This is a genomic window from Marinobacterium profundum, from assembly GCF_001528745.1.
Classification (GTDB): domain Bacteria; phylum Pseudomonadota; class Gammaproteobacteria; order Pseudomonadales; family Balneatricaceae; genus Marinobacterium_A; species Marinobacterium_A profundum.
On record NZ_BCNS01000122.1, the window covers coordinates 12,805 to 26,635 of the forward strand.

14 protein-coding genes are annotated in these 13,831 nt (G+C 60.5%); all 14 read right to left on the bottom strand.

The annotated features are described in order from the left end of the window. Positions 1 to 8: 8 nt before the first annotated feature. Genes MPRO_RS13120 through MPRO_RS13185 form a run of 14 tightly spaced genes read right to left on the bottom strand, consistent with a single transcriptional unit; the run spans position 9 to position 13,813 of the window. Positions 9 to 1,562: a hypothetical protein gene (locus MPRO_RS13120; RefSeq protein ID WP_067293184.1), complete on the bottom strand. Its 1,554-nt coding sequence runs from the start codon at positions 1,560 to 1,562 to the stop codon at positions 9 to 11. After that, the gene (locus MPRO_RS13125; RefSeq protein WP_067293187.1) at positions 1,562 to 4,306 is read right to left on the bottom strand and encodes a baseplate J/gp47 family protein; all 2,745 of its coding nucleotides are present in this window, start codon (positions 4,304 to 4,306) and stop codon (positions 1,562 to 1,564) included. Before MPRO_RS13125 ends, MPRO_RS13120 begins: the two co-directional genes overlap by 1 nt. Next, the gene (locus tag MPRO_RS26170) at positions 4,303 to 5,682 is read right to left on the bottom strand and encodes a baseplate J/gp47 family protein (RefSeq protein WP_067293190.1); all 1,380 of its coding nucleotides are present in this window, start codon (positions 5,680 to 5,682) and stop codon (positions 4,303 to 4,305) included. Before MPRO_RS26170 ends, MPRO_RS13125 begins: the two co-directional genes overlap by 4 nt. Continuing rightward, positions 5,682 to 6,071: a GPW/gp25 family protein gene (locus tag MPRO_RS13135; RefSeq protein WP_067293192.1), complete on the bottom strand. Its 390-nt coding sequence runs from the start codon at positions 6,069 to 6,071 to the stop codon at positions 5,682 to 5,684. Before MPRO_RS13135 ends, MPRO_RS26170 begins: the two co-directional genes overlap by 1 nt. Continuing rightward, entirely contained in the window at positions 6,068 to 6,874 is an 807-nt protein-coding gene (locus tag MPRO_RS13140; protein WP_067293195.1) for a phage baseplate assembly protein V, read from the bottom strand. The genes MPRO_RS13135 and MPRO_RS13140 overlap by 4 nt, the downstream gene beginning before the upstream one ends. After that, entirely contained in the window at positions 6,874 to 8,001 is a 1,128-nt protein-coding gene (locus MPRO_RS13145; RefSeq protein WP_067293198.1) for a phage late control D family protein, read from the bottom strand. Before MPRO_RS13145 ends, MPRO_RS13140 begins: the two co-directional genes overlap by 1 nt. Before the next feature lie 2 nt (positions 8,002 to 8,003). Beyond that, positions 8,004 to 8,282, bottom strand: a complete 279-nt coding sequence (locus tag MPRO_RS13150) for a LysM peptidoglycan-binding domain-containing protein (protein WP_067293202.1) — start codon at positions 8,280 to 8,282, stop codon at positions 8,004 to 8,006. A gap of 3 nt (positions 8,283 to 8,285) precedes the next feature. Continuing rightward, the gene (locus MPRO_RS13155) at positions 8,286 to 8,939 is read right to left on the bottom strand and encodes a CIS tube protein (protein WP_067293205.1); all 654 of its coding nucleotides are present in this window, start codon (positions 8,937 to 8,939) and stop codon (positions 8,286 to 8,288) included. 4 nt (positions 8,940 to 8,943) lie between these two features. Then, positions 8,944 to 9,210 carry a hypothetical protein gene (locus MPRO_RS13160; protein WP_067293208.1) on the bottom strand — a complete coding sequence of 89 codons (267 nt, stop codon included), beginning with the start codon at positions 9,208 to 9,210 and terminating at the stop codon, positions 8,944 to 8,946. Further along, positions 9,207 to 10,559, bottom strand: coding sequence for an ATP-binding protein (locus MPRO_RS13165; protein ID WP_067293210.1), 1,353 nt, complete (start codon positions 10,557 to 10,559; stop codon positions 9,207 to 9,209). Before MPRO_RS13165 ends, MPRO_RS13160 begins: the two co-directional genes overlap by 4 nt. Then, a complete protein-coding gene (locus MPRO_RS13170) occupies positions 10,556 to 11,593 on the bottom strand; it encodes a Pvc16 family protein (protein ID WP_067293213.1) in 1,038 nt (345 codons plus the stop codon). Before MPRO_RS13170 ends, MPRO_RS13165 begins: the two co-directional genes overlap by 4 nt. Beyond that, positions 11,593 to 12,486 carry a hypothetical protein gene (locus MPRO_RS13175; RefSeq protein WP_067293216.1) on the bottom strand — a complete coding sequence of 298 codons (894 nt, stop codon included), beginning with the start codon at positions 12,484 to 12,486 and terminating at the stop codon, positions 11,593 to 11,595. The genes MPRO_RS13170 and MPRO_RS13175 overlap by 1 nt, the downstream gene beginning before the upstream one ends. Further along, positions 12,486 to 13,304 (bottom strand): hypothetical protein, encoded by an 819-nt coding sequence (locus MPRO_RS13180; protein WP_067293219.1) that lies wholly within the window; start codon positions 13,302 to 13,304, stop codon positions 12,486 to 12,488. Before MPRO_RS13180 ends, MPRO_RS13175 begins: the two co-directional genes overlap by 1 nt. Next, positions 13,304 to 13,813 (bottom strand): phage tail protein, encoded by a 510-nt coding sequence (locus MPRO_RS13185; protein ID WP_067293222.1) that lies wholly within the window; start codon positions 13,811 to 13,813, stop codon positions 13,304 to 13,306. Before MPRO_RS13185 ends, MPRO_RS13180 begins: the two co-directional genes overlap by 1 nt. Positions 13,814 to 13,831: the final 18 nt, after the last annotated feature.

The following is a 13,831-nucleotide window of genomic DNA, read 5'->3' on the forward strand; positions in this document are numbered from 1 at the left end:
TCATCAATTCATGGCAGTTGCAGCAGTTGCGGATCGGGTATCAATACCGCGTGCCGTCCCATGGGTAGAAAATCATCCAGCTTCTCGACCACAGCTTCGAACAGCCGGGTCAGGTAATAATCGTGGTAGCAGCCGGGCTCGGTGCCGTCTTCGGCGGCGTGCCTTACAGTGACAGGGCTCGCCGGGTGCAAGACGGCGCAGCTGCGCTCACCGAAGCGGTCGTTGAAGAACACAGGCGTCTCTGTGGTGCAGGCGTGCAGCCTGAGATCGCCGGTAGTCTGTGTGGCGGGTAGAACGCAAAAGCGCAGGCAGCCCGCTTTTGGGGGGGCGGCACTGATGTGGTCGCGCTTTATCTGGCCCAGGAAGATACAGTCGGATGCCTGCAGTTGTTCGGTGAAACAGGTCTCCAGCACCGTGCAATACTCCAGCCTACTCAGCGCCCTGGCGCCCTGCAGGTTTTTAAACAGGGTGTTACGGGCGTAAATCACCGGCTTGTCGAGATCAATGGCGTGGACTTCCACCCGCCGTACGGCGCAGTCGATAAACTCCACCCGACCGGCATCGAGTTCCAGGCTGTTGTCCAGTATCAGCCCCTCGAAGCGGACGCTGAGCGCGTCGGCAGGTCCGACACCGCTGCCTTGCTGCAATAACTTAATCACCCGCCGGATGCGCACGGGCCTGAAGTCGTCCTGACCATAGGAGCGGTTGCGATAAATAAGCAGGCCAGGCTGCTCAATGATTTCAATGTTTTCCAGAAAGGCGGCGCCAGGCTCTTGCTGCCACAGCACTGTGGTGATGGGCGGCTGGAAGAATCCTGCAGGCGGCGCTGTGTACAGCAGGATATTGGCGGGATGGTGGTGCCCGCTTTGCCAGTCTGGGCAGCGGATATCGACGGTGCGGCGGGAGATGTCATCGAAGGCACCTGGATGGCAGGGTGCACCGTGCCGGCTGGCCTGGCGCCAGACATGGGTTAGGTCGTCTACCGTGCTCTGCTGGCTGCCGGGTCCCTGTGCCGCCTTGATGGCAGCGGACGGTCGCGTAATGTCCGGGGTTACCGCCGGGAGTCCGGGGTGCAGTGCTGCGAACGAGGGCGGCGCGTCCGGTGCTTCGTCGGCGTAGCCATAGTAACGGGCCGATACCAGTGGAATGTTCAGTCTCGGGGTGGTGGCGACCCGTTGCCAGCCTTCGTGAACCACGACTTCCAGGCCTGCGATGGACTCGGCTATCGCCTCCAGGGTTTGCAGGCTGCCTTTGCCCTGGCGCCAGGTCACGGCATTGGCGACTTCGGCGCGGCGACCCGCGGCGGTGGGTGACACCAGGCGGACATCGAACAGATCGGCGAAATAGGGGATAAGCCAGTCCTGCAGCGGCATCTCTCCAGGCTCAGGATCGGCGATAAAGTTATCGGCCAGGCGCTGGCGCAGGCTGTGCTCTATCTGATCAAGCAGCTGGCCCGTGCCTGCGAAGAGTTGCTGCAGGTCGCCGCTGTCCCGAGTCCGGTAAACAGCCGGAACACTGTTGTAAAGGTCGGCAGCGGCCCCTTCCAGGTTATTGTGAGGCATCACAAACTCCACTCATGGCTGTTGATCGCGATTTGGGACAGCGCCTCATCCAGGTGCAGCAGTTGCTCGGGGCGCGCGCTAATGCGACGGATGGATGAATCCGCCGCCCGCACAATCCTGGCGGCGGTGGCGGCGTTGCCTTCGCCATCCAGCAGCAGGGAGGCGATAACCAGGCTGCAATTGCTGACACCCTCGACAGATTCCACTGCGGCCATGAGTTGTGATCGGAACAGGGGAGTGCCCAGCTTGCGCTGACTCAGGGAAAAGGTTTCCAGCAGGGCATTGCGTACAGCGTCGACCACGAGTTCAGGCTGAAAGGCACGGCTGTCCACGGCTACGCTGACATCGAGGGAAAATATCAGTGGTTGCCAGGGCGCAATGTCCACCTGAACCTGTGGCTCGGCCCGTTGTTGCAGAAAAGTCTGTACATCGCCTTTCAGGCTGCCGAGCTGCCCACCCCCTGCCGGCAGGATGACGACCCGGACAATCTCGCCGGGCCGTCCGTCAGGCGGTGGCCGAAAGGCCCGGGCCTGCCAGACACCGGCCTGGCTGGTGGCCAGGTGCTGGAAATCCACCAGAGATACAGCGCGTCCCAGTGTCAGGGTGGATGCTGGCGCGTTATCCCGCAGTGACGAAGTATCTTCCCGGTCGTTGCCGCCGCTTGCCGCTATGGGTTGCAGGAAGTCGTCTATCCAGGGATGAGGGCTTAGGGTCTTGACGAGCGTGCCTGGCGCCATGTTGCCCGCGAGACCCGCGCCACGTCTGTAGCGGGCGCGCACATTGTTGTTGCCGGTGGGCAGGCGGCGGCCGTGGCTGCCATCGCCAAAACAGAGGGTCACATTGCCGCCCTCCAGCTGGATAACCGCGTACTGGTGCTCTTCCGGGCCGGCGCTGTCCAGGCTGTCCACCTGTTGCCATCGGCGCCCGCCGACCCAGATCTCGATGTCTGCTCTTACACCCTGAGTAAAGGCGGGATCCGGGACATGACTGAGGTCGTCCACTTTGAGCTCGAAGCTCTGGTGGCTACGGCTGGCATCGCCCGAGCCCAGTACTTTTTCCTTGGCCGATTCGCCGTGCCCCGCGGCTATGGCATTGCCATAAATGACCGTGTTCCAGGCGGCAAAGCCCTGCACGGGAGGATGCAGTCGAATCTTGCCCTGTGCGCGGTCAACCTGGGTGACCAGTGCCTGCTGGGCCTGTTCGCCATCACTGACGATGACCTTGCGGCCGGGTTTCAAAGTCTCTGGCAGCATCTGCAGGGTTATATTGTTATCCCCATCCTGGATGGGGTCGGTGTTGCGGTCGAAACCCGCAGGATGCAGTTGATGTTTGAAATGGCCGTGGATCAAGGCCGCGCCGCCGAGGGACGGCACCAGTTCAAGCAGCACCGAGTCCGCGCCGGCTTCCAGTGATTCGAGACGTGCGGCTGACAAGGCACCATCCTGACCCTCGATCACCAGCAAATCGCCGGTACTGAGGGATTCCGCTTTGCCACTGAGTTCCACTGATTGCTGGTTGGCATAGGAAACCGTGCCCAGAGATTGGCCAGTGGCGGTGTAATACGCCAGGGCGGGCTCTTCAAGGTAGTCATAGAGGCCGCTGATGCTTGTCACCGCGGATTCATTGATAGGGTTTAAACCAGCATTAAATAGGGCGCCGGAGTGGCGGTCGGAGGCAAGCGGCAGGATGATGCGATGCTCGTCGGCGCCATTGATTGAGTAAAGCTGGCGCTGGGCTGCCAACCCGAGGAAAACCTGGGTGCCTGCTGCGGGGCCGTTGCGGTCGAGCAGCAGGCGGGAACCCTGGGATATCGCAACGCGTGCGGCCTGCCAGGTACTGCCATTGGCCCATATTAGTATTGAGTTATCCGCCACCGGAATAGAGCTGGGGGACAGGCTAATGACATTCTGGCCGGTAATTTTCGGCACTCTGCGTGAGCGGGCCGTCAGCCATAAAACAGCGTCAGCCAGCGGCGGCGCAACGGGCCAACCGGGGGCCGGATTGTGAAGCCGAAGCTGCAACGTGTCGGTGCTTATATCTACAAGGCTCACCGCGACAATGCCATCTGCACAGCTCAGAACGCCGACATCCCCCACCGATGTGTCCTTAAGTGGTTCTGCCAGCTCAAACGCAATGATGTCGCCGCTTTGAGCGAGCACTGCCGTTGATCGGTTCCAATTCGCGGCTCTTAGCTTGTTCAGGGTGGAATCGAGATCAAGCTCCTCGAGGGTTTCAAAGATGACCGGCGGCGAGCCATCGTCCGGTTTGGTTTTTACGCCAAAGCCTTTTTCCAGCAGGCCGCTGACATTGTCAGCTGCCAGCAAGACCAGCGCGGTGCTGGCGGATGACTGGGGGGCCGGCCGGTAATTGAGCAGAGCCACGAGTTTTCGCAGACTTTCCCATTCGGTGGCGGTGGCGAGAAAGGTTTCGTTGCTGTTGGCGTCTATATGCTCGGTCAGAACGTGGGCGGAGCGGGCCAGGGTGCGCATGATCTCCCACAGGTAGTCTCGCCTGGGCCCGTGGTATTGCTGGCGCAGGCGCTCATTTTCAGTGTTTGCCGCGCTGAGAGATGCATCGATTTCGAGTTCGGGCCACTGTATCTCAGATCCGGAATTGAAGGCCTGCACCAATCCCTGACGCAGGGTTTCGAGGTGGGTGATGGCATTGCCGTCCACGTAACGCAGCCGCGACAGGCCAGCACGGTTCCAGCGGGTGAGATCCGTTTGTTGCAGGCGGTCTTTCATCCCCTTTGTCCTCCCTGTACCTTGATGCGCAAGCTGCCTCGTTCAGGCGCTCCCGGGAGGCTGTCGCAGATGGCGATTTCGATGCCCTCGAGTCGAATCAGGCCGGCACCGGACTGATCGGGCCAGCGTTTGCCGACCCGCTTGAAGCGGTTGAGGCAGATCGCATCGATGCCGTCGAGGGCCATGATCCGTTCGACGATGTCGCTGGCGTGAATATCTTCCCCAAACTGCAGTCGGCCCGGTGCGAAAAAATCGCGGATATTGTCTTCCACAGCGTGGCGGATTTCGGATTGGTAGTAATTGCTGGCAGCGCGCACTGCCAGAGAAATATCGATACCTATGCGTTCGGCGTCCCGCAGGAACACTTCCTGTCCCGCCATGCGCCAGTGGTCCAGCAGCGGGCGCAACAGGGTGCGGGCGCTGATATCCGGCGCCCATTGGGGGGGGACTAGCTTGTTGGCGCGATGAAAGGCCTCAACCTCGTATTGAAACTTTGGAAAGGCTGCCCCCAGTTCGGCAGCGAGGGCGTCCAGATCCAGCGGGATGTCCTCAAGCAAAGTCACCGCCACATCAATGCTTTGCCAGGAGCCGGCCCAGCGGCTGCTGGCCTGGGCCCGCAGTACCAGCGGATGCTCGGCGAGATTGGCGTAATCCGCCAGGGTCACCATGCGACTTTGGCGATGGAGCTGTCTGGGGCCGTCGCGGCGCGCCTGGTCCATGGCGTTGGGGTACAGGGTCCAGAAGCGGTCCAGGGTATAGCGGCGGCAATGACGGACGAAGTCCGGTGCAGCGTCCAGAAAGCCCTGAACGCTGTTCAGTACGTTGTTATCGGCCGCTGCAGCGTCCGATAAAAATGCCAGCACCCGTTGTTGATCCGAGGGGGGGCGCGACTGCAGGGCCTCCTCGAGTTGTGGCCTTAATGCCCGAAAGGCCGGTAAAAACGCCACCAGCCGCTGCAGTCGAGACTCCAGGGTTTCGTTAAAGCCCGGTACGTCTTCGGGTATGGCCGCCTGAGTCGGGGCCTGTGCGATGGCGTCGTATCCGATCATGGATAGCAGTTTGCGGACGCTGTTCGGGCGCCGTGCCGTTTCCAGGTAAGCTTCGGCCTGGCTGCGGTCCAGGCTGTCTGAATACTGATCCAGTAGCACCGAGAATGCTTCGACCAGCACCACTTCCATGTCCGCCGGCGTCCAGCGTTTGCGCTCCGGGAAACGGGCGGCCAGCTCTTCCAACATGGCGAGACGAAAGCCATCGTAATCCCGCTGCAGCCAGTCGAAATCGTCACCCAGGTGCGGCAGCGTATCTGGCAGGACAACCTCGCGGCGGCCGCAGTCACCACAGTGGTTGTGGAATTTCAGGTTCGATGTATTCGTCATCAGAGTGCTCCCCCTTCAGCAAAGCGCAGCTTTTCGGAGTGGTTGATGGCGGCAAGGGTGTAGGCGATGGTGATGATGAGCTTTTCTCCGTCGGGCTCGACGGAAACGTCCAGGCTTTGTGGCAGTACCTCGCCCTTGAGGGCGTCGATCAGGGTTGCAGTTAATCGCTTGTTTGTGACCTCCGCCAGGGACTGACTATTGGGTTCGAAGATTAGCGCCCGTACACCTATGCCAAACTCCGGCCTGAACCAGCGCTCGCCGGGGTTGGTGAACAGTATTTGCTCAATTTGTTCGCGCACGTGCTGGCGGCGGTCGCTGGTGACGCCGCCGCCCGCCGCAACCTTGAGCGGAAAACGCAGGAAATCGTGTTTGTTCAGTTGTGTGCTCATGATGCTGTCGTCTTCAGGGTCATGACGGCGGGCGTGAGCGGCGGAATCGGAGGCCCTGACGGGGCTCCAGGCGCGGTGCAGTTGTGCGTGTGGGAGTTAAACAATGAGAGAAACGTCTGAGCCTTGATCAGAGCCTCCCCGCCGCTGCCGCCAACCGCAACCTGCTGGCCTTCAATAGTGATGCTGGTGCCCTTGATGGTGATCCCGGCGGCCGCCATTTCGGTGCTGTTGCCGTTACTGTCCTTGATCACAGTGCCGCTGCTGTCCATGGTGATGCTGTTGCCCGAGGCGTCGGTCAATTCCACCCGGTTGTTTTCCGCATCCAGGTGTAACACGGCACCGCTGGCATCGGTCCAGTTGACGCTGCCCTGGGGGCTGACGGTCAACTCGGTGCCCGCCGGATGGGTCAGACGGAAGCTTTCTTCACCGCTGGTATCGTCGAACTCCATGACGTGGCCAGAGGCTGTGGCTAACAGTCTTTTTTCAGGAGGCGAGCTATTGGCACTGGTACCCGGCTGCCAGAAGGTGCCGACCCAGATGGCCTGGTCGATATTGCCAGCTTCGAATTCGACCCAGACCTGGGCATCGACTTCGGGAATGGTGTAACAACCCTGGCCGTCGAGGCCCCCGAATGGCAGGCAGGGCAAGGCCCAGTTTGAGGTCTGGTTGCCGAGTACCGAGGGCACGAGCAGCTTCAGGCGGCCGCGGTATTCTGGATCCTGGTTGTCGACCACCACGCCTCTGTGCTTGCCGAATACCTGATGCTGGGCATCGGTTGCCAGTCGTTGCAGGACCTTATCCATCACAGCACCCCCGCCAGAACACTGGCTGCAGCCGATTGGTCGTCGCCATAGGCGTTGCGCAGCAATTTGAAGCTGACTTTGTAGCCGTTACTGTCAAAGCGGTGGGTGCAGGCATCCACGTACCAGCGGCCGCTGTAGCGCTCCCCCGTGCCGTCGATAAGCACAGGTTCGCCAATGCGCAGGACATTGGCGTAACGGCTGCCATCCAGCTCCCCTGAGCCCTTGATGCGCATGGCGGCCCTGTTGGCGGCGGCCTGTGCGCTTACACGGGCCTGTTCGTCCGATACCCGGCCGGCCCGCGGCACCTGCCAGGTGAAGTCCCCCGCGGCCTCGCTGGTGGCCGGGCGCGTTCCCAGCAAGCTGCTGTCGGGTGCGACTGTTTCCTCTTCTGGCTGAGTGCCGGTTTCTGCTGCCAGCTGGTAGAGCACCTGGTCGGGCTGGTGGCCGTCGTCGTCGACGGAAAAGCTGACGCAGTTGGTATCTGGCCCGGCATAGACCAGTACTGCAGGCTGGGGTTCAAGGTCGAGGCGCATGGGGCCAATGTAGAGAGCGTCTTCGAGGAAAATCATGTCGTTGCCGTTGGTGTCGGCCCGCTGCTTGAGAAATCGCAGGTCGGTGGCGTTCTGGTTGAGATTCTGGATAGGAAACACCGGGCCCTGGTAATTGATGACCTGGCCGCTGCGTCTGGCGATGGCGCTGCTGATCTGGCTGTCATCCGTGGTGGCGTCATCCTCGGCCCAAACCTGGTTGATGTGGGTTCTGTCCATCAAAAGCGAGGCATCCTGGCATTCCACTGTCAGTTTGGCGGCGCCCTGGTCCTCAGGGCATTCCAGTTTGACCTGGCGGATATAGCCGGCCATCAGGTACTGCTCCTGGTCGCCGAATACCGCCTTGATGTGAATTTCCCGCCAGGGCTTGATGCGTTCGTCGTCGGCCAGGGTCCAGTTACCGTCCTCAATGCGGCGAGTGTCGAATTCGAGTTTGGCGGTGGTCCAGCTGCTGCGATCAGCATCCACCTCTAGCAGCGCCAGGGCCGGGTAGAGGTCATCGACTTCGGTGTTGTCGATAAGAACCCGGCATTCAGCAGGTCCCAGGGTGTTGCCGCCCAGCAGGTCTATGAGTGACATGGCTATTCTCCCACCCGGGGAATCAGGATTACTCGGCCCACCATGGTCTTGTCGAGCACTGACCGGGGACAGGTGAATTCCGGGTTGGCATCGAGTATGCGCCACCAGAGCCGGTCGTCCTTGTAATAGTGCTGGGCCAGTTGATCCAGCCGGTCGCCCTCCACCACCTCGTGTTCGATGACCCCGGTGGACGGGCCTATGGGGCGGGTCTGCAGCCCCGGGAAAATGTCTGGATCGGTAAAGTGGGGCGTGTTCTGGTAACGGGATTTTTTACTCAACATGATTCATATCACCGTAGTCGCAATGGTAGGCACCAGGTTCAGGGCCGCGCCGACGGCCTGACGAATCTGCTCCACCTTGTAGAACGGGTTGTCGCCTTCAATCACCTGAAAGCTGAGGGTAACGTTGGCTCTATAGGGTTGCAGCGACGGCAGGTGGGCGTTTTCCTCAACCTGCACACTGGTGAGAAAGACCGGCAGAATATGTGTACCCCAGATCAGCAGCAGCACTGAGGGGTGCGTATCGCGCTGGAATGCCCGCGCGCCACCCAGGCCCAGGGCGGCGAGGGTCGTAAAGCCCCCGGGACCCTGGGATTTGGGTTCCACCATGCTGCGCAGAGTGTCCAGTTCCGGTGCTATGCCAAGGGTAATGGCATTGACATGGCCGATGGCGTTCGGGTCCGCCATGCGGTCGGTAGCATCGAGCAAAATGGTGAGATCGAATTTTTCCGGCTCAACTGAAACACCCTGGGCGACCCGTGGCGTGTCCATCGGTGTGGTAAAGCCGTAGCCCCCTTTGGCGCCGGGGGCGTTGCCCATGGTGATGTTGACAGTGCGGGTTCGCGTGATGGTCTGGGGGTTGAACTCGAAGTACAGCACCAGAGGCGGCAGGTTAAAGCCGTATTCCATCAGAAAGCCGTGACTGAGATTGACTGCCATGGTGCTACATCTCCTGTGCGGATCTGGCGCGCAGCTGCTGACAGATAGCCGCAGCTATCTGCATTCCCAGACGTCTGTCGCTCAAGCCAGGATTCAGGCGCAGGGGCGCCACATCCAGGGTTTCAAAGTTTGCCTCCAGGCGGCCAAGAGACGGGTCGCCGGCAAACTGCTGGCGCAGACCCGCGCCAATCTCGCGGGCGATAGCGCTGGCGCGATCCCGGAAAACGGGTGCCAAACGCAGGTTCATGCGGCCTATGCTGATATCAATCATCCCAGGGCCTCCGTCATCAGCTGTTCAGGCAGGTAGGGCGCCAGCAGCCCCAGATCGCCCGGTTGCAGTCGTGTCCGCTCCTTGGATAGCTCTCGCCAGATGGCTGTGGCGATGTGGGGCAGGTCAATGGGGCTGTCGTCGGCGGCGGCAAGATAGGCGGCATAGAGTGCGGCGTTGCGGATCTGTCCGCCGGTGAGGTTGACCGCCTGTCCCAGCTGCTCGAAATCGATGTTCTGGGACAGGGGAGCACGGGGTGGCAGCAACAGGCGCCAAAGCCGGGTGCGTTCAGCTGCCTGAGGTTTGGGGAACTCCACCACCAGATGCAGTCGACGCAAAAACGCCTGGTCCAGTTGTGATCGCAGATTGGTGGTGAGTATGCAGGGGCCCTCATGTGTCTCCATCCGTGTTAGCAGATAACTTACCTCCATATTGGCGTAGCGATCCCGGGCATCTTTTATCTCGCCGCGCTTGCCCATCAGGGCATCGACTTCGTCAAACAGCAGTACCACTGGTTTCTGGTGGGCGGCATCAAACAGGCGTGACAGGTTCTTTTCGGTTTCGCCGATATATTTGCTCACCAGGCAGGCCAGGTCGACGCGATAGAGCGGCCAGCCCAGTTCGTTTGCCAGTACCCGCGCGGCGAATGTTTTACCGGTGCCTGAGGCACCACTGAAAAGCGCTACCGGGCCGCCGGAGTGACGCCCGCCCCAGCCGTTAACCACTGTCTCTCTGTATTTGAAGTGATAGGAAAATTCACGCAACAGGCAGATCCGGTCGGGGGGCAGCACCAGGTCGTTGAACCCAGCCTCGGCAGCGACGCGGGTTGCGCCTGGGATCGACGACACCTCGGGGCGTTGCAATAGTCTCGACAGGGTGCCGGGTTCGGCACGAATGGCGGCGGTAACATCCTCCTCGCTGATATTGAGTAGCCGGTCCGGGCCGTTGGCGAGGCTCCAGATCAAAGTGTGCAGGGTTTCGTTCTCGTCCACCTCAAGCGCAAGCAGGGCATGGATCAGCACGGCGCTGGCGTGATGGTGCTGACCGCCGTTGAGGTCTCGGTATATCCAGGCTAGCGGCGGATGCGCCTGTGGACCTATGACGCAGGCAAGCAAATCCAGCGCCAGGGCTGGTGCATGGGGGCGCACCAGGCGGCGCCAGGGGCTGAAGGCGCCTTCGCGCAATGTGCACACCTGTACCTGAAGCTGTTGCAGTTGTTCGAGGCTGTTGCTGTCTGGGTCTCGCCCGTAGCGGCTGTCGAGCAGGCAGCGCCCCAGGGCTTCCAGGCGTTGCCATTCAACGTCCAGAGTCGGCGTATTATTCAGGACTTGCTGCGGCGTCGGGCTGTTCATCCGTTGCTCCGGTACAGATTGATCAGTAGCGGATTGCTTTCCAGCCTGATGGGGGCAGCGCCCGCAAAGGGCGCAACTTCCCGGCTCGCCGTCAGTAGTCCCTGTGCTGCGTCTTGACCGGGAGCAAGGACAAAAGGCAGCGCAATGGGCAGCGGGAAGATGCCCGGCTGCGGGGCGGGAATGGCGTCCGGTGTAATTGCAGCGTGGCTGGGAGAGGCTGCCACCGGGGCACCGTTGTCGCTCCATTGGGATCCGTCCCAGACTCTCCAGCGTAGCTGCACGGCCTCGCCCGGCACGCCGGCCAGCCAGATCCTGGGTTCAAAGGCTGCGAACTCCGCACTGTCGACGTCGAAACTCAGGGTATGGGCGCAAAGATCGTCCAGTAGCCAGCACAGCGCCGGTTGCCACTGGGGGTTGTCGACGTCTATGCGGACTGGATTGAAAACCGGCCGTTCCACAATGCCGGAAAATCGGGCGTGGCGGGCGCTCATATCGGCCAGGGCTTGCTGGCCGATGGCGGCGACCCGGGGTGGCTCTATAGCGGCTTCTATCGGTGTGATTACCGCCAGCGCCATTTCATAGATCAGCGAGGGTCTGTAGGTGGTGTCGCCCTGAGTAGACCAGACCTGATTGATCTGCTCGTCAGTCACCGGGCTGAAAATGACCTGCAGACGAATTTCCTCACCGTCCAGAGCCACCGGCTGCAGCACCGGTGTCTGGCGGAATAACTGCATGATATGCCCGAGAAAACGCAGGTCATTCTCGCCACTGGCGATGGGATCCTCATCAATGGCAAAGGAAGTAATAAGACAGAAAAGCCGGATGTGCCAAGGCTGACCCGGTCGCAGTCCGGCCTCGAATCCGCCGGGCTCGAAGCGGTAGAAAAACAGGTTGACCCTGTGGCCGGGGGCCGCTGGCAGGTCCGCCGGTGCGCCTATGCTCAGCGAGACATCGTTGCCGCCGGCATTGAGGCCATTGCGTACGAAATCTTCGACCTCTCGACAGATGATTGATAAAGATGAGGTCTGCGGCATTAAAGACTCCTCAGGAAGTAGCGGCTGGCGGAGTCACTCTCTCGCTCAAGCCCGCTGCGACGGTCCTGATCGGGCCTCGTTGATTCCACCACCACGTTGATCTGCCCAATTCTTAGTTGGGGTGCGTCACTGGCGCACTCCTGGAAATGTCGCGGTGGTGCTGATGTTTGCTGCTCTCTTTTAGGCGCAACGGAGGTGACGGGCGATGGTTGCCTGTCCTTGTGGATTTTTATTTTCACGTCATCAGGGAGCGATCGGCGCTGATGTGGGTCCTGGGTGTCCTGGACAACTCTGAAATCATCATCCTGTATCGTCTGGATGATCGTTTGTACTGTAGCTGGCGCGGGTCCGTTGTCCTGTACAGGCGGCACGGCAGACTTGTCTGATGAGTCCATTCGGGTGCCTGTGGCTATTCTGGCGGCGGGAATCCGTGTGTTTTCGTGACTGTCTGAGGGCGACTTTTGTTGCTCCGTGCGGGGCATATCGCTGACCTTTGGCGCTGCAGGGACATTCGGGTTTTGCTGTTGGGTGAGTATTTTTTCGGATCTTGCAATCAGAGTTTGCTGACTCAGGTGCTGTAAATACTGGTAAAGGGGCTCTTGTGCGCTTTCCTGGGCGCTGGCGTCATGGGGGTCTTTTGCGCTCTCAGGTTTAGGCCTCTGTTTGCGGGCGGGCGGCAAATCAGGGGCTTGCGACTTGGCACTGTCCAGGGTATCCGGGCCCTGCTCGATGGGCGGAGTGGGCGTTGTGGGTTGGTGATTGTCTGGGGTTGTGGAAGGCAGGACGTTCTCGCCCGGTTGGCTTACCTCAAGCACCTCTTCAGAATATGCCAGGGCCGACTCTCCAAAATGCCGCTCCCGGGCATCGGCCACTATATCTGCCAGGTAGCCCATTAGTGTCCGGCCTCCATGGTGTGGGAGTTTCGGTTACTTTCTATCAGTTGCAAATAATGCTGGCGCCGGCGTCTCGGCAGATCCAGGATTTCCTGCTGAGACCAGTGATAGCTGCTGGCCAGCCGATGAATCTCGCTGAGCAAGGCATCAGGCGAAGAGTCCAGACTCTGATAAGGGTCCAGATCCAGGGTGTTTTCCATCTGGCAATGGGGGCAGGGGGCCAGCAGTTGCAGGGCCACTTCGGGCGCCATGGACTCCAGGGTCTGGTCCAGTATTTCAATATCCTGCGGTGACAGTGTCGAAACATCGGGGATCGGGTTCAGCAGCGAGGCCAATAATTGCAGTTGTTGTTCTTCAGAGCTTTTGCGCGGATCGAGATTCGACTGGTCGGCGCCTGTCGGCAACCTTAACCGGTAACTCGTACCATTGATTTGCACTGCACTTTCGGGGAAATCTTGGCCTGCACTTTTTATCGGCAGGCTGGAGGGCCTGTAATTCAGATCAAACACGGCGTCGCAGTCGCTGCAGCGCGCCGATAGCCAGCGCTGGCTGTCATCCAGCAATACGCTCAGTTGGCGCATCAGGAACTGACGATCACCGACCACCAGCGACGCCACCAGCAGCCGATCCGGCTCCTGCCCTGCCAGACTTGCCAGGGCGCAGGCGAGCACTGCGGTTACCTTGTCTGCGGTGCAGCCATCCTCTGCGGCAGCCTCCTCCAGTGACAATTCCAGCGCGCCGTTCAGCGGATTGAAACGATAGTCCTGTCGCAATGTGCCCTCGATAAAAAGGCCGCCGGGCAAGAGTTGGAGTTTCATCAGCTTTCCGTCGGTTCAGTGATCGCCAAATCCCGTTCCCAGCCCTCATGCTGCAAGATGATGGTTTGGATACCCACAGCATTCATGGTGCCGGCGTCGAACTCCGGCAGTGCCTGATATTCGGACACCCAGGCGCGGTGCAGCATGTAACTGATAACGGGTACCCCCTGAAGGTTGAGCACATTGAGCGTTATGTCCTTGCGGTAGTTGAGCAGGGACATGGCGGCGTTGCCCTTGAAGTTGTTAACCAGGTTCGCCCAAGTCTCGAAAACAGGGTCGTGGGTCAGCCCCTGTTCAAGGGTCACGGGTTCGTAACTGGTACCGCCGGGCATCACCCGCTCGTGGGCCGGATCGCCCGCTGAACGCCATTTGACGGCTTCGGTGGTTTTCTTCAGAACACTCATTTTGCGCAGCCCTGCCACGACCTGGCCGTCGATCACAACCTGGAACATGAAGGTGCGATAGGGGTCGTAGCGATGGGTGTTAACAGGGAAAATTGGTGCGGCCATGGGGTTTCTCCTCACTCA

Bases quoted from the DNA above. Each gene is read 5' to 3' on its own strand.
- MPRO_RS13185 (WP_067293222.1), bottom strand. From the start codon at position 13,813: ATGGCCGCACCAATTTTCCCTGTTAACACCCATCGCTACGACCCCTAT.
- MPRO_RS13145 (WP_067293198.1), bottom strand. From the start codon at position 8,001: ATGTCACTCATAGACCTGCTGGGCGGCAACACCCTGGGACCTGCTGAA.
- MPRO_RS13135 (WP_067293192.1), bottom strand. From the start codon at position 6,071: ATGAGCACACAACTGAACAAACACGATTTCCTGCGTTTTCCGCTCAAG.
- MPRO_RS13175 (WP_067293216.1), bottom strand. From the start codon at position 12,486: ATGGGCTACCTGGCAGATATAGTGGCCGATGCCCGGGAGCGGCATTTT.
- MPRO_RS26170 (WP_067293190.1), bottom strand. From the start codon at position 5,682: ATGACGAATACATCGAACCTGAAATTCCACAACCACTGTGGTGACTGC.
- MPRO_RS13155 (WP_067293205.1), bottom strand. From the start codon at position 8,939: ATGGCAGTCAATCTCAGTCACGGCTTTCTGATGGAATACGGCTTTAAC.
- MPRO_RS13165 (WP_067293210.1), bottom strand. From the start codon at position 10,559: ATGAACAGCCCGACGCCGCAGCAAGTCCTGAATAATACGCCGACTCTG.
- MPRO_RS13140 (WP_067293195.1), bottom strand. From the start codon at position 6,874: ATGGATAAGGTCCTGCAACGACTGGCAACCGATGCCCAGCATCAGGTA.
- MPRO_RS13160 (WP_067293208.1), bottom strand. From the start codon at position 9,210: ATGATTGATATCAGCATAGGCCGCATGAACCTGCGTTTGGCACCCGTT.
- MPRO_RS13120 (WP_067293184.1), bottom strand. From the start codon at position 1,562: ATGCCTCACAATAACCTGGAAGGGGCCGCTGCCGACCTTTACAACAGT.
- MPRO_RS13125 (WP_067293187.1), bottom strand. From the start codon at position 4,306: ATGAAAGACCGCCTGCAACAAACGGATCTCACCCGCTGGAACCGTGCT.
- MPRO_RS13180 (WP_067293219.1), bottom strand. From the start codon at position 13,304: ATGAAACTCCAACTCTTGCCCGGCGGCCTTTTTATCGAGGGCACATTG.
- MPRO_RS13170 (WP_067293213.1), bottom strand. From the start codon at position 11,593: ATGCCGCAGACCTCATCTTTATCAATCATCTGTCGAGAGGTCGAAGAT.
- MPRO_RS13150 (WP_067293202.1), bottom strand. From the start codon at position 8,282: ATGTTGAGTAAAAAATCCCGTTACCAGAACACGCCCCACTTTACCGAT.